13 protein-coding genes are annotated in these 12,583 nt (G+C 41.9%); 11 read left to right on the top strand and 2 right to left on the bottom strand.

Annotated features, from left to right (window positions below; translation table 11 throughout):
• Positions 1-10 precede the first annotated feature (10 nt).
• The 4 genes from IEW82_RS09260 to IEW82_RS09245 all read left to right on the top strand — a co-directional run bounded on the left by IEW82_RS09260 (position 11) and on the right by IEW82_RS09245 (position 3,590).
• On the top strand, positions 11-739 hold the full coding sequence (locus IEW82_RS09260) for a sugar phosphate nucleotidyltransferase (RefSeq protein ID WP_188692722.1): 729 nt from the start codon (positions 11-13) through the stop codon (positions 737-739).
• 54 nt (positions 740-793) lie between these two features.
• Positions 794-2,026: a Bcr/CflA family multidrug efflux MFS transporter gene (locus IEW82_RS09255; protein WP_188692719.1), complete on the top strand. Its 1,233-nt coding sequence runs from the start codon at positions 794-796 to the stop codon at positions 2,024-2,026.
• A gap of 75 nt (positions 2,027-2,101) precedes the next feature.
• Positions 2,102-2,590: a GNAT family N-acetyltransferase gene (locus tag IEW82_RS09250; protein WP_188692716.1), complete on the top strand. Its 489-nt coding sequence runs from the start codon at positions 2,102-2,104 to the stop codon at positions 2,588-2,590.
• Between the two features lie 61 nt (positions 2,591-2,651).
• Positions 2,652-3,590 carry an EamA family transporter gene (locus IEW82_RS09245; RefSeq protein ID WP_188692713.1) on the top strand — a complete coding sequence of 313 codons (939 nt, stop codon included), beginning with the start codon at positions 2,652-2,654 and terminating at the stop codon, positions 3,588-3,590.
• Here the strand turns inward: IEW82_RS09245 and IEW82_RS20015 are convergent.
• On the bottom strand, positions 3,587-3,877 hold the full coding sequence (locus IEW82_RS20015) for a PH domain-containing protein (RefSeq protein ID WP_229672487.1): 291 nt from the start codon (positions 3,875-3,877) through the stop codon (positions 3,587-3,589). The genes IEW82_RS09245 and IEW82_RS20015 overlap by 4 nt on opposite strands.
• Before the next feature lie 279 nt (positions 3,878-4,156).
• On the opposite strand from IEW82_RS20015, the gene IEW82_RS09235 reads away from it, so the two are divergent.
• The gene (locus IEW82_RS09235; protein WP_188692709.1) at positions 4,157-4,756 is read left to right on the top strand and encodes an anthranilate synthase component II; all 600 of its coding nucleotides are present in this window, start codon (positions 4,157-4,159) and stop codon (positions 4,754-4,756) included.
• Positions 4,753-6,507 carry an aminodeoxychorismate synthase component I gene (pabB, locus tag IEW82_RS09230; protein WP_229672486.1) on the top strand — a complete coding sequence of 585 codons (1,755 nt, stop codon included), beginning with the start codon at positions 4,753-4,755 and terminating at the stop codon, positions 6,505-6,507. The genes IEW82_RS09235 and pabB overlap by 4 nt, the downstream gene beginning before the upstream one ends.
• Before the next feature lie 37 nt (positions 6,508-6,544).
• Here the strand turns inward: pabB and IEW82_RS09225 are convergent, their stop codons facing one another.
• Positions 6,545-8,245, bottom strand: coding sequence for an NAD-dependent malic enzyme (locus IEW82_RS09225; RefSeq protein ID WP_188692703.1), 1,701 nt, complete (start codon positions 8,243-8,245; stop codon positions 6,545-6,547).
• Between the two features lie 130 nt (positions 8,246-8,375).
• Between IEW82_RS09225 and IEW82_RS09220 the strand changes: the two genes are divergently transcribed.
• The 5 genes from IEW82_RS09220 (at position 8,376) to IEW82_RS09200 (ending at position 12,443) form a co-directional block, all read left to right on the top strand.
• On the top strand, positions 8,376-9,449 hold the full coding sequence (locus IEW82_RS09220) for a DUF3900 domain-containing protein (RefSeq protein ID WP_188692700.1): 1,074 nt from the start codon (positions 8,376-8,378) through the stop codon (positions 9,447-9,449).
• 80 nt (positions 9,450-9,529) lie between these two features.
• Positions 9,530-10,051, top strand: a complete 522-nt coding sequence (locus IEW82_RS09215) for a universal stress protein (protein WP_188692699.1) — start codon at positions 9,530-9,532, stop codon at positions 10,049-10,051.
• Positions 10,052-10,299: 248 nt separating this feature from the next.
• The gene (locus IEW82_RS09210) at positions 10,300-10,860 is read left to right on the top strand and encodes a 5' nucleotidase, NT5C type (protein WP_188692696.1); all 561 of its coding nucleotides are present in this window, start codon (positions 10,300-10,302) and stop codon (positions 10,858-10,860) included.
• Positions 10,841-11,467, top strand: a complete 627-nt coding sequence (locus IEW82_RS09205; RefSeq protein WP_188692693.1) for an NUDIX hydrolase — start codon at positions 10,841-10,843, stop codon at positions 11,465-11,467. The genes IEW82_RS09210 and IEW82_RS09205 overlap by 20 nt, the downstream gene beginning before the upstream one ends.
• A 217-nt stretch (positions 11,468-11,684) precedes the next feature.
• Positions 11,685-12,443, top strand: coding sequence for an exodeoxyribonuclease III (locus tag IEW82_RS09200; protein WP_188692691.1), 759 nt, complete (start codon positions 11,685-11,687; stop codon positions 12,441-12,443).
• The last annotated feature ends 140 nt before the right edge of the window (positions 12,444-12,583 follow it).

Below are 12,583 nucleotides of genomic sequence, written 5' to 3'. Positions count from 1 at the left end.
AGGCATTTTTTTGAGCATTCGCAAGGCGGTTATTTTAGCAGCTGGATTGGGGAAGCGGATGTGGCCAATGACCAAAGCTGTTCCAAAGCCGTTACTGCCACTGATTGATCGACCGATTATTGATCATATCATTGAGGAGGCTAGAGCCTCAGGCATTGAAGAAATTGCGGTAGTTGTTCACTTTCAAAAAGAAGTGATCATAAAGCATCTTGCAGATGAACAGCAGATTCAAATCATCATTCAACCTGAGCTTAATGGAACAGCAGCTGCATTAAAGGCCGCAGAAGCTTTTATCGACCACGAACCCTTTGCTTTGCTGCTGGGGGATGAAGTGGTACAAAGCAGGACGCCTTGTCTCCAACAGCTGATGGATGTTTTTCAGTTAGACCAAGCAAAATTAGTGACGGGCGTTGAACAAACCACGCAAGAAAAAATTTCAGCTTATAATACATTGGCTTGTGATGAATGGGGAAGGCAAATACTTAGAATTACGGAGATTGTTGAGAAGCCTATTCATCCTATTTCTTTATATACATCGATCGGCCGTTATATCCTGTCACCTGTCATTTTTGAGTATTTGCCTGATCATCTTTTGCTTTGTAAACGGGATGAGATTCCGCTGACGGAGAGCTTTAATACACTGGTCGAGCAGCATCTAGCTCTAGGGTATCTATTTGAAGGTAGACGGTTTGATTTAGGAAATAAAAAAGATTGGTTATATGCGAATCAGCATTATTAAGTTATTTATTGAAATAAAGCTTTGTGTAATTGTAATGAGAGGTTGAGTTTAACTATGGAACAGGATTTAAAGGATTCAGATCAACGATCAGCGGCACTAACACGTGGCAAAAGATTATGGTTCGCACTGGTTTTAGGGGCTTTAGCTGCTTTTGGCCCGCTTTCTATTGATATGTATTTACCTTCTTTACCTATGCTAACAAAAGATATGGCAACGACAGCATCATTAGCCCAGCTCACCTTGACTGCATTTTTATTAGGGCTGGCTTCGGGACAACTGTTTAACGGTCCAATGAGTGATGTGCGTGGAAGGCGGATGCCATTAATAATTGGCTTATGTGTGTATACAATAACGTCTCTACTCTGTGCTTTTTCACCATCGATTGGACTGTTGATTCTATTAAGATTTATTCAAGGGTTTGCAGGATCGGCTGGAATTGTCATTGCGAGAGCTGCCGTTCGTGATCTTTATTCGGGAACGGAGTTAACGAAATTTTTCTCACTGCTGATGCTTGTCAATGGTGTTGCCCCAATTCTTGCTCCAGTCACTGGTGGGTTATTGCTCAAGGTAACGTCTTGGCGCGGTGTGTTTTTCATTCTCACGCTTGTGGGAATTGTCATGCTACTGGCGGTTATCTTTGGGTTGCCTGAAACCTTGCCTAAAGAAAGACGTTCGAGCGGCGGTTTCACAACAACTGTTAAGCATTTTGGAAGTCTATTAAAAGATCGCGTGTTTATGGGCTACGCTTTGTCACAAGCGCTCGTAATGGGAGCGATGTTTGCTTACATCTCAGGCTCCCCCTTTGTTCTTCAAGAGATCTTTGGTCTTTCTCCGCAAATGTATAGTGTGATTTTTGCTATCAATGGTCTAGGCATTATTATTGCTACACAAACAACAGGCAGGCTTGCAGGACGCGTAAAAGAGCAGAGTATGTTAAAGGGGGGGCTAGTGATTGCGGCGGTCGCAAGTGTCGCTTTATTTCTCTGTACCTTGAGTCATGCGCCCTTATTTTTGCTTATTCCAGCACTCTTTTTCGTCGTAGCAATGGTTGGCATCGTCTCGACGAATAGCTTTTCTTTAGCCATGCAGAATCAAGCAAAAGCTGCCGGGAGCGCCTCAGCATTATTGGGGCTTTTACCCTTTGTATTGGGTTCAATCACCTCACCGTTGGTGGGTGTTGCTGGCAGTGACACTGCGGTACCGATGGGGATTGTTATTGCTTCTTGTGATGTCATGTCAATCGTTATTTATATTGGCTGCGTTGTTTTTCGAATGAAGCGCTTTTGAAGTATGATCAATATCTTATTTTTATTTTCTAATCTAATCGCATAAAAAGGAGCATCTAGAAAGGAGTCTATGGCCATGAGCATTATTAGTGAAACGGCAGTCGCTTTACGTTTTTATGATGCAAAAAGAGATAAAGAGCATTTAGATTATAGCTTACCAGAGGAACAGCGCCCCTTTACCGCGTTACCCTATGAAGCTTTGCAAGCCTGTGAACAGGATCGGAAGCGCATGCCGATCACTATTACAGTAGCTGAAAAGAGCGTTGGTTTTTTTGTCCTCCATCATGGGTCTCCCATTCATGAGTATACCTCTTCAACGTCAGCGTTTTTGTTACGTGCTTTTTCGGTTGACCCAAATTTCCAAGGAAGGGGCTATGCAAAACAAGCCATGCTCGCTTTACCTGTTTTTATTCGGCAGCATTTTCCAAACTTTACAGAGGTTGTTTTAGCCGTAAATTTTAATAACAAATCTGCCAAAGCGTTATATGAAAAAGTGGGATTTCAAGTCATTGGCATGCGTGAAGGAAAAAAAGGACCACAAGATATAATGCGTTTACTTTTATAAATGTATTTATTATGAAAAGGATTTGCCTCTCAGAGAGAGCGAAGGAGGAAGTGAGAGAATAATGAAAACGCAGCAGCGAAAAAAAGGAATGGGGCTTGCATTTGTACTTATTTCAGCGACATTGTGGGGCGTGTCCGGTACGGTAGCTCAATACTTATTTTCTCAGCATGGATTGACTCCGGCTTGGTTGGTCGATATTCGGCTATTATGTTCTGGGGCAGTGCTGCTTCTCATTACCGCCGTTAAACAGCCACAGCAGTTTATCCTGTTATTAAAGTCAAAGCGGGATATTATGCAATTGTTATTATTTGGCTTAATTGGGATGCTCGGGGTGCAGTACACCTATTTTGCAGCTATTAAGGCTGGAAATGCTGCAACAGCAACATTGCTGCAATATCTTGCTCCTGTCATTATTGTCTTTTATTTATCAATCAGAACAAAAGCACTGCCGCATTTTGTAGAGTGTATCGCCATCTTATTGTCCATTATAGGCACTTTCTTGCTTGTTACGAATGGTTCAGCTGGCACATTATCTTTATCAAAAAGTGCATTGTTTTGGGGTCTTGCCGCTGCTTTTGCTTTGGCTTATTATACCTTGCAGCCTAGCGCCCTTCTCAGTAGATGGAGCTCGCTCATGATTGTGGGTGGGGGGATGGTCATTGGTGGTGTTGTCTTTAGCTTTGTTCAGCAGCCATGGAGGTTTTCAGGTTCATGGTCAATGTGGTCAATGCTAGCTATTGTGTTTGTTGTTATACTTGGGACGCTTGTCCCCTTTTATCTGTACGTGGAGAGTCTCAAATACATACAGCCCTCTGAAGCGAGTTTACTTGCTTGTGCAGAACCGCTATCTGCTGCTATTCTATCGGTCATTTGGCTCCATGTAAAGTTCGGCCTATCTGAATGGATAGGGGCTCTTTGTATCATCATGACGATTATTCTTTTAGCGCTTAAGCAAAGAATGGCAGCTTCAAAGCAGGAAGTAAAGAAAATTAAACTTTAATGCTTTGTCTCATTTTCAAGAAAGCTTGCATGCGGGCAACGCTTTTTCAGCTTTTTTAAGAATAACGCGCGCTCTTTGGGCGAGATCTTCACGCTCCCTAACAGGGCTGCATCATAAGTGATCTCTAGAGCTGTCCTAGAGGAGAGCAGGCGATAACCACTAAAAATATTGGATGAGGGAGAAATCTTGCTGATGGTGTGTGATAGGGGATACGACTTTTGAATGGGCCTCCCCTCACAAGTAAATAATCTTTGTAATGGATATAACGAACGGAGAAGGTCAGCCATAAAATGAATCCAATAATCACAATTAAAAGTGAGAATGTGATAAATATTAGCAATGGAGTTTTGGTGTTCTCAGCAAAAAAAGGAATGAATAGGACAGCGCCGAAAATACATAGCGTTATCGCAATAATCACAAAAAAATACCCATCTATTTTTGATCAGAATAGCATGGTCCTTCTTCAGGTGTGTTTAACTTATTAGAATAACCTTACGATTCATATCAATAATGGTTTCAAATCAATAAGGGTGTTTTGTAGCCCTTAGTTAACAGAGGTGAATCGCATGATTCTCATGATTGATAATTATGATTCTTTTACCTATAATCTCGTTCAATATGTTAAAGAGCTGGGATATACTGTTACAGTTTATAAAAATGATCAGATCACACTTGAAGCTATTGAACGCTTAAACCTATCAGCAATTCTTCTATCTCCAGGTCCTGGACGTCCCGAAACCGCTGGGGTGACTTTAGATGTGATCAGAGCTTACAAAGAAAAAGTAGCGATCTTAGGGATTTGCTTAGGCCACCAAGCGATTGTTCAAGCCTTTGGAGGCAACATTATCAAAGCGAGGCATCCAAGGCACGGGAAGAGAGAGAGGGTCTATCATGATGGTCAAACGATATATCACGGACTCCCACAATCCCTACAAGTTGCTCGCTATCATTCATTAATAGCTGATGAGAGGACATTGCCACAAGAGCTTCAGGTGACAGGCTATTCCACACAACAGGAAATGATGAGTGTGAGGCATAAGAATTATCCAATTGAGGGCGTGCAATATCATCCTGAATCGATTCTTACAACACATGGCCGTGCCATCTTGTCGAATTTTTTTAAGCATTATGCTACGAATTCTCGCATAAAGGAAATGATCTTTTGAAATCGTGTTATTTAGAATTTCATTTTTCTCATGAGTATCTTTCAAACCAGGGACTAGCTTTTTCTAATCCTGTTGCTGTCTTAGAAACAATGGAGATAGAGCGTGTCCGGCCGCTCTTAAAACAACTCGAAGAATATGTCAAAGCGGGGTATTATGCGGCGGGCTTTCTCAGTTACGAGGCTGCTCCAGCTTTTGATCGTAAGATGAAGGTTAGATCCAGCCAGCGAATGCCTTTGTTATGGTTTGGTATTTTTTTAAAGCCGACTGCATTTCAGTCCTTAGATCGGCCCATGGATGTTCCTTTACAGTGGCAGCACACCCAATCTAAAAAAGCCTATGAAGAGGCATTGCAGACTATTCATCACTACATCGAAGAGGGAGAGAGCTATCAGGTCAATTATACGACGCGATTAACGACTGCTTTTACTGTAGAGGATTTGACTTATTTTGCTGGTTTAAGATCGGCACAAGAGGCAAACTATAGTGCTTATCTTAATATCGGGACGCAACGCATTTTATCTAGCTCACCAGAGTTGTTTTTTGCGTGGAATGGACAAGACATTATGACAAAACCGATGAAAGGCACTATTGCTCGTGGATTAACCTTTGAAGAGGATGAGAAGCAACGAGATGTTTTGGCAAACTCTGAAAAGGATCAGTCAGAAAATGTGATGATTGTCGATCTTCTTCGTAATGATCTTGGGAAAATTGCTGTTCCGGGGAGTGTACAAGTTAGTCATCTCTATCAGATTGAAACGTATCCGACCGTCCATCAAATGACATCAACCGTTACAGCCAAGACGCTTCCGACGACCACTCTAACAGATATTTTTACGGCATTATTTCCTTGTGGGTCGATTACGGGAGCTCCCAAGATAAGAACAATGGAAATCATTGCAGAACTAGAAACTTTACCACGTGATGTTTATTGTGGGGCTATTGGCTATCTTACACCGGACGGTTCAGCAGTATTTAATGTGCCGATCCGCACGGTTTGGGTGGACACTGAAACAAAGCGTGCGGAGTATGGCGTTGGTGGAGGGATTACTTGGGAGTCTGCTCCTGATAGTGAATATGACGAAATCCTGACCAAAGGCAAAGTGTTGAGCGCAACCAAGAGGGAGTTTCAATTGCTGGAAAGCTTAAGATTAGAAAAACATAACTATATTCTTCTTGAAAAGCATTTGCAGCGTTTAAAACGTTCTGCATGCTACTTTCATTTTCGTTATGATGAGATAAAGGTTCGCAGTGCATTAGAACAGTTAAAAGGAAAGCTGGAGGACGGTATATATAAAATTCGCCTGTTGCTAGATAAGAACGGGAAACTGACGCTTGAGCACCAGAGAATTGCTTCTCGCCTGACTCAATACCGCGTAGCTTTGGCAAACACGCCCATTATTAGAACCTCTCCATTTCTGTATCATAAAACAACACAGCGTGAGATCTATGCACAACAAAGAATAGCTCAGGAAGACTACTTTGACACTTTGTTATGGAATGAAAAAGGGAATCTTACTGAGTTTACTACAGGAAATGTCGTCTGCTTATTGAATGGAAGGTATGTGACACCTCCAATAACAGACGGACTTTTAAATGGCTGCTTTCGTCAGGAGCTTTTGGAAAAAGGAACCATTCAAGAGGCTACGGTATCGATTAATGATTTAAAACAGGTTACAGCACTGTGGTTAATCAACAGTGTCAGAGGATGGGTGCCAGTAACTCTTGAAGAATATGGCACTGACGGAAAATAGAGAGAGGTCATCAAACAACGGATGAGCTCTTAATGCTCTAAACTGGCCGAATATTTGGGTAGCTTGGCGTCCACATTATTTTAGAGACGGCCTTTTCAAGGTCGTCCGGCATGATGCGAGCAACACCTTCTTCGATGGCTTTCTCAGCGACTTTAAGAGCAACTGCTTTTGAGACGTTAGTGATTGCTTTTACCTCGGGCAGCAATGAAGGGCTACCGGTCTTCTTTTGATCCATAAATTCAGCGATTGCTTCTGCTGAGGCAACAAGCATGCCATCAGTCACTCGCAAGGCACGCGTGACAATGGTACCGAGACCAATCCCTGGGAATACAAAGGCATTATTCGCCTGACCAATTATAACCTTTTGGCCGTTCATGCTGACGGGATCAAAGGGACTGCCTGTTGCGATGAGTGCACGTCCCTCTGTCCAACGCAGTAAGTCTTCCGGAACTGCTTCAGAAGCACTTGTTGGGTTAGATAATGGCAATATGACAGGGTGCTTAACATGCTTGGCCATCTCTTTCACAATGACTTCATTAAAGGCTCCTGCAACAGTCGATGCACCAATAAGAAGAGTTGGTTTGACCTGCTTAACGACTTCAAGAAAATCAGCACTTCCTTGCTTATTGTGTGTCCAATGATCAATTTCCTCATGTGCTCGGGCGTAGGGACGCTGAAAATCACGGAGCTCATCTAGTGTATCAATAAGCAAACCAGGGCGGTCGATGCACCAAAAACGCTTCTGAGCTTGTTTTGGAGTGAGACCCTCACGGACCATCGCATCGCGAATTTGCTCGGCAATGCCAATACCTGCAGAACCAGAGCCAAAGATGACAATACGTTGTTCAGAAAGAGGCATTTTAGTTAAGCGAGCAGCCGTCAGAACAGCAGCTAAGGAGATAGCACCAGTCCCTTGGATGTCATCATTAAATGTGCATATTTTGTTCTTATAGCGCTCGAGAATGGGGCGGGCGTGACTCTGAGCAAAATCCTCCCAATGAATTAGCGCATGAGGAAATTTTCGTGTGGCTACTTCAACGTAGCGATCGATAAAGGCGTAATAAGCTTCACCACGCACGCGTTTATGCTTTATTCCTAAGTATAGTGGATCGTTGAGCAGAGAGTCACGATCCGTTCCAACATCGATAACAACAGGAATCACGCGGCGTGGATCGATCCCTGCGGCGGCAGTATAGACGACGAGTTTTCCATTGGCAATATCAATTCCGCCAACCCCCCAGTCGCCAATCCCTAATATTCTTTCACCGTCTGTTGCAACAATTAAATCAATCTCATCACTATCCGCACCAAAGTGATCAAAGGCCCGCTCGATGTCCTCGGGTTGATCAATGGATAAATAAATTCCCAGTGAGCGCCGGAATTCCTGACTATAATGTTGGATGGCGGTTCCGACTGTTGGCGTATAAACGATGGGCAGCATTTCTTCAATATAGCGAGTAAGCAAGCTATAAAATAATACTTGATTTCGGTCATGTAAGGCGGTTAAATAAATGTTTTTTAAAAGCGCATTAGGCTGTTGTTCAAACTGTTTATATGTAAGCTCCACTTGTTGATCGAGTGTCATAACCGCTCGAGGAAGCAATCCGGTTAAGCCTAACGTCTCTCTTTCAGAGTGAGTAAAGGCAAGGCTTTTATTTAAAAATGGGGATTTCATTAATTGATAGCCACGCAAGGAGGTTCCGACTGATCCATCAGGCAGGACACGAAAGTGACGCATGGTGATCACTCCATTCTCAAATTCATGCTTTTAGTGTGACCCATTATTAAGATTTCTACTAAAAGTGGGGGCTATTCATGTTACAATAAAACATATTTGTGTATGACGTTCATGTTAAAGGGAGTTAATCATGGTAGATTTTAATATGTTATATCTTTCTTTTTTTGTTATTCAAGTTGAAGGAAAAGACGAGCTTGCAAATAAAAGCGTTAAGCATTATCAAACCTTAGATGAAGCGACATACCAAGCGAGTGCCTTGAAGGACTTTTTAGATGGCGAGCTTATGAAAATTTCAAAGCGTAAGGTTGAGAGGCATCCGAAGTCTGAACAGGTGCCTACCAAAATTGGTCGTTTTATTGTTGAGGCAGGGCATGAGCTGACCTCTAATCCAAATTACAATCAATTTCAAGCACTTCGTAAGGCACAAACACTTGAAAGCTTCCAAGCCAATGCGGAGACTGTTGTAAAGACTTATATGGATACAAGCAGCGTGCGCGGCGGTGTTTTTCTTGTCGCTTTAGCTAAGCTGAATAAATATTTCGATGAACCGTTTGTGTTCCTCTTGAAATGTGATTTTGAAACAAAAGTCGCATCGATCTCTGATGAACAGGCCTTAATTCAAAATATTGATCGTGCGATAACGACAAAAAATATGAAATCGATTATGTATCCTTACATGCCTGAAGAAGGCATGCTTGAGGAGGCGGAGTTAAAGCTCCATCAGGCGTCTCATGCTCGTTACTTTGAAGATTTTTTGAAGTTTGTATCATACGGAGAATCCATGCCATCCATAGTGAAAGAGCAGGTGCTGGAGATGGCCCACCAGCATATGGAAGAAAGCTATGAGGAAGAAAGCGAGGAAAGAGAACATTTCGAAACAATGCTTGAAACATGGTCAGAAAGTCCTGAAAGAGAGCTCAAGGAAACGTGGTCGAACGATCAGGTTCAAGAAGCTGCCGCTACATTAATTGAACAGCAGCCTGACCTGGATTTGAAAGTGAATCTAGATCATATTTTTGTTAAAGCCTTGCTTTCCGATTTTGGTGAGTCGATTCATTTTGCCAAAATCAATGGAAAATATGTCATGATGATTGAAAGTGAATCGATTTCTTTTAACAAAGGTTATTCCCCAGTAGAATTTTTAAAACCTGATGATTTTCAGCAGGTTGTTGAACGGATCGGTCGCAAACATCAAGGAACATGACAAATGTAGCAGAGCTGTAATGCGTTTGTAAGATAATGAGTGACCAATCCGGGTATCTCTTTTGTAAGGAGGAGATACGCATGAAATACGACAAAGTACTGATAGCTTTCGATGGGTCTGAAGGGAGTTGTCGTGCCCTTGAACATGCTATTGACCATATCCAAGGTGAATTGACTGTAGCGACAGTTGTCAAAGTGGACAAAGGCACGCCTCTTGTTGCAGCGCCATCGGCGGCGCAAGCAGAAGTCAATCCGGTCATACTCAATAATGCTAACTATCAGGTGCCACCTAATCCAGGTGGTGCGATCGTCACTCCGGATCAAGAAGTATTCAGACAACAAAAGGAAGAAGAGCTAAGGGTTAAAGGGGAAAACGTGTTACATGTAGCTAAGCAAATCCTGGCAAGCCGGCAGGCAAAAGCCCATACTGAAATCCTCGAAGGAAAACCAGAAAAACGCATTGTCGAGCATGCTGAGATTCATGATTATGATCTCATTGTCGTTGGAAGCCGAGGTCTTTCTGGATTGAAGAAACTGATGTTAGGAAGTGTCAGTCAAAAAATTGTCCAAGATGCTGAATGTGAAGTGCTTGTCGTTAAATAAGTAGGCACATGTCAATGCACAATAGAAGGGATCCAACAGCCTCGTTCACGGCTAGAACGGGGCTATTTTTTGCACTTTAAGAAAGAAGCCTTATTGGAGTGATTCATGCTGTTATCGCTTCAAGTTGTTCGTACGAGAAAAGATTAAACCTTTATGAAAAATGTTTTATTTTCAGTAAACACAAGTGATTTGCCTTCAGGTTACGTTATAATAAAACCATAGAGATAATATAGATGGGAAGGGATATTATGGAGAGAATTGCTATCGATATGGACGAGGTCATGGCTGATTTTGTCAGTAAGCATCTAGAGGTTTATAATCGAGAATTTGGTGATCAAGTGTCCAAAACCGACTTAAATGGTATTAAATTATGGGAGTTAAAAGCTGAGCACGCGAAAAGCATTTTGAATTATATTGATGAGCCAGGTTTTTTCCGTGACTTACCTGTGATGGAAGGGAGCCAGGAGGTTGTTTACGAGCTATCTAAGCACTATGATATTTATATTGCGACAGCCGCAATGGAACGCCCTACATCCTTTGCGGCAAAATACGAATGGTTAAAAGAGCACTTTCCCTTTCTTTCAGATTTGCATTTTGTATTCTGTGGAGATAAGAGCATCATTCATGCGGATTATCTAATCGATGACAACGCAAGGCACTTTAAACATTTTACTGGTCAAGGGTTGCTTTTCACTGCACCACATAACATTCATGAGACGGGGTATGTTCGAGTGAACAACTGGTACGATGTCAGAGATTATTTCTTAAGCAAAGGATTGAATGTAGCAGATGGACTTAGAAAGGCTTAAAATCTTTCAAGAAACAGGTGAATCGATAGGGAGTGCAACCAGAGGGGAGGTTCATCAAAAAGGCTTATGGCATGAGACCTTTCATTGCTGGTTCGTAGGGAAAGAAGCGGGAAAACCTGTGATTTATCTACAACAGCGGAGTACGCATAAAGAGGATTTCCCTTGTCTCTTAGATATCACAGCGGCTGGTCATCTCTTGGCTCATGAATCTGTAGCCGATGGTGTCAGGGAAATAGGCGAAGAGCTTGGCATTTCTATTTCTTTTGAAGAGCTTATATCGCTTGGGACCATTAAAAATAGAATAGAGCAACCCTGTATCAAGGATAACGAATTTTGTCACAGTTATTTATATGATAGCACAGACACTGTCTTATCATTTCATGTGCAACAAGCGGAGGTAGAGGGTCTGTATAAGGCGGATTTTGATGCCTTTTACAAACTTTGTATGGATGCAGACTATCCCTTGATGCTTACAACCGTTCCTGTACAGGGAGAGGACAAAAAAGTTAGGCAAAGAAAAGTGACTCGAAAAGACTTTGTGCCACATGATCCCGACTTCTTGGCAACGGTAGCAAGCCGCATTAACCAATATTTTGCTGGCCTTTAATATAAAGGTCGAAATTATAGATATTTTCTGATAATAGACGAGTGGCACCTTCCTTTGATTCTAGCAAGCGGTGTGTTAGACTAATAGAGCAGCCTTGATCTTCTATGAAAATGAAGAGCAATGGGTGTTCCTTTTTTTGTTATTTAAGAACGGATAAGGGCAGCGCAGTTTTTAAAATACATTAAGCGTGTGATCAATAGATTTAGGAAGTGATGAAATGAAGCTGGTATCATGGAATGTCAATGGACTTAGAGCTTGTGTGAAAAAGGGTTTTTTAGATTATTTTAATGAAGTCGATGCCGACTTTTTTTGTGTGCAAGAAACAAAACTTCAAGAGGGACAAATCGAACTAGAGCTTGAAGGCTATAGACAGTACTGGAATTATGCAGAGAAAAAAGGGTATTCGGGCACGGCCATTTTTACAAAGAAGGAGCCTCTTTCTGTTACTTATGGTCTCGGAGAAGACGAAGATTCTGAACCAGAAGGTCGAATCATTACGCTTGAGTATGAGCGTTACTATGTGGTGACGATGTATACGCCAAATGCTAAGAGGGATCTTTCGCGCCTGCCTTATCGTTTAGAGTGGGAGGAGCGTGCCTTTAATTACTTAAACACATTGAATAGCAAAAAACCGCTCATTTTTTGTGGGGATTTAAACGTGGCTCATCAAGAAATTGATATCAAGAATGCAAAAAGTAATAAAGGAAATTCAGGTTTTACTGATGAAGAACGTGCTTGCATGAGTAAGCTCCTTGATTCGGGGTTTATTGATAGTTTTCGCTATCTTTATCCCGATAAAGCGGAGCACTATACATGGTGGTCCTATATGAACAAGGTAAGAGAAAGAAATATTGGCTGGCGTATCGATTATTTTATCACGTCAGAGCAGTTAGCTGATACTATAAAGGCTGCTGAAATCCATTCCGACATTTTAGGAAGCGATCATTGCCCGATCTTATTGGATATTCAGCTTTAATCCTACTGATCATAGCCTTTTCGTAGGGGGGCGCTGTGATATATCGCTCAACAAGGGGCTAAATTGCATGGACACAATGCTTTTTTCTTTTCATCTTTTTATGTTTTTGTTACAACATGAGTAAGAGATTAACGACATAT

Origin of the sequence: Pullulanibacillus camelliae (assembly GCF_014642655.1) — a bacterium.
Lineage (GTDB): Bacteria > Bacillota > Bacilli > Bacillales > Sporolactobacillaceae > Pullulanibacillus > Pullulanibacillus camelliae.
This window is presented reverse-complemented; position numbering and strand designations above follow the sequence as displayed.

Coding starts and splice junctions, on each gene's coding strand:
- IEW82_RS09255 (WP_188692719.1), top strand. CDS start 794: ATGGAACAGGATTTAAAGGATTCAGATCAACGATCAGCGGCACTAACA.
- IEW82_RS09250 (WP_188692716.1), top strand. CDS start 2,102: ATGAGCATTATTAGTGAAACGGCAGTCGCTTTACGTTTTTATGATGCA.
- IEW82_RS09245 (WP_188692713.1), top strand. CDS start 2,652: ATGAAAACGCAGCAGCGAAAAAAAGGAATGGGGCTTGCATTTGTACTT.
- IEW82_RS20015 (WP_229672487.1), bottom strand. CDS start 3,877: ATGGCTGACCTTCTCCGTTCGTTATATCCATTACAAAGATTATTTACT.
- IEW82_RS09235 (WP_188692709.1), top strand. CDS start 4,157: ATGATTCTCATGATTGATAATTATGATTCTTTTACCTATAATCTCGTT.
- IEW82_RS09225 (WP_188692703.1), bottom strand. CDS start 8,245: ATGCGTCACTTTCGTGTCCTGCCTGATGGATCAGTCGGAACCTCCTTG.
- IEW82_RS09220 (WP_188692700.1), top strand. CDS start 8,376: ATGGTAGATTTTAATATGTTATATCTTTCTTTTTTTGTTATTCAAGTT.
- IEW82_RS09215 (WP_188692699.1), top strand. CDS start 9,530: ATGAAATACGACAAAGTACTGATAGCTTTCGATGGGTCTGAAGGGAGT.
- IEW82_RS09210 (WP_188692696.1), top strand. CDS start 10,300: ATGGAGAGAATTGCTATCGATATGGACGAGGTCATGGCTGATTTTGTC.
- IEW82_RS09205 (WP_188692693.1), top strand. CDS start 10,841: ATGGACTTAGAAAGGCTTAAAATCTTTCAAGAAACAGGTGAATCGATA.
- IEW82_RS09200 (WP_188692691.1), top strand. CDS start 11,685: ATGAAGCTGGTATCATGGAATGTCAATGGACTTAGAGCTTGTGTGAAA.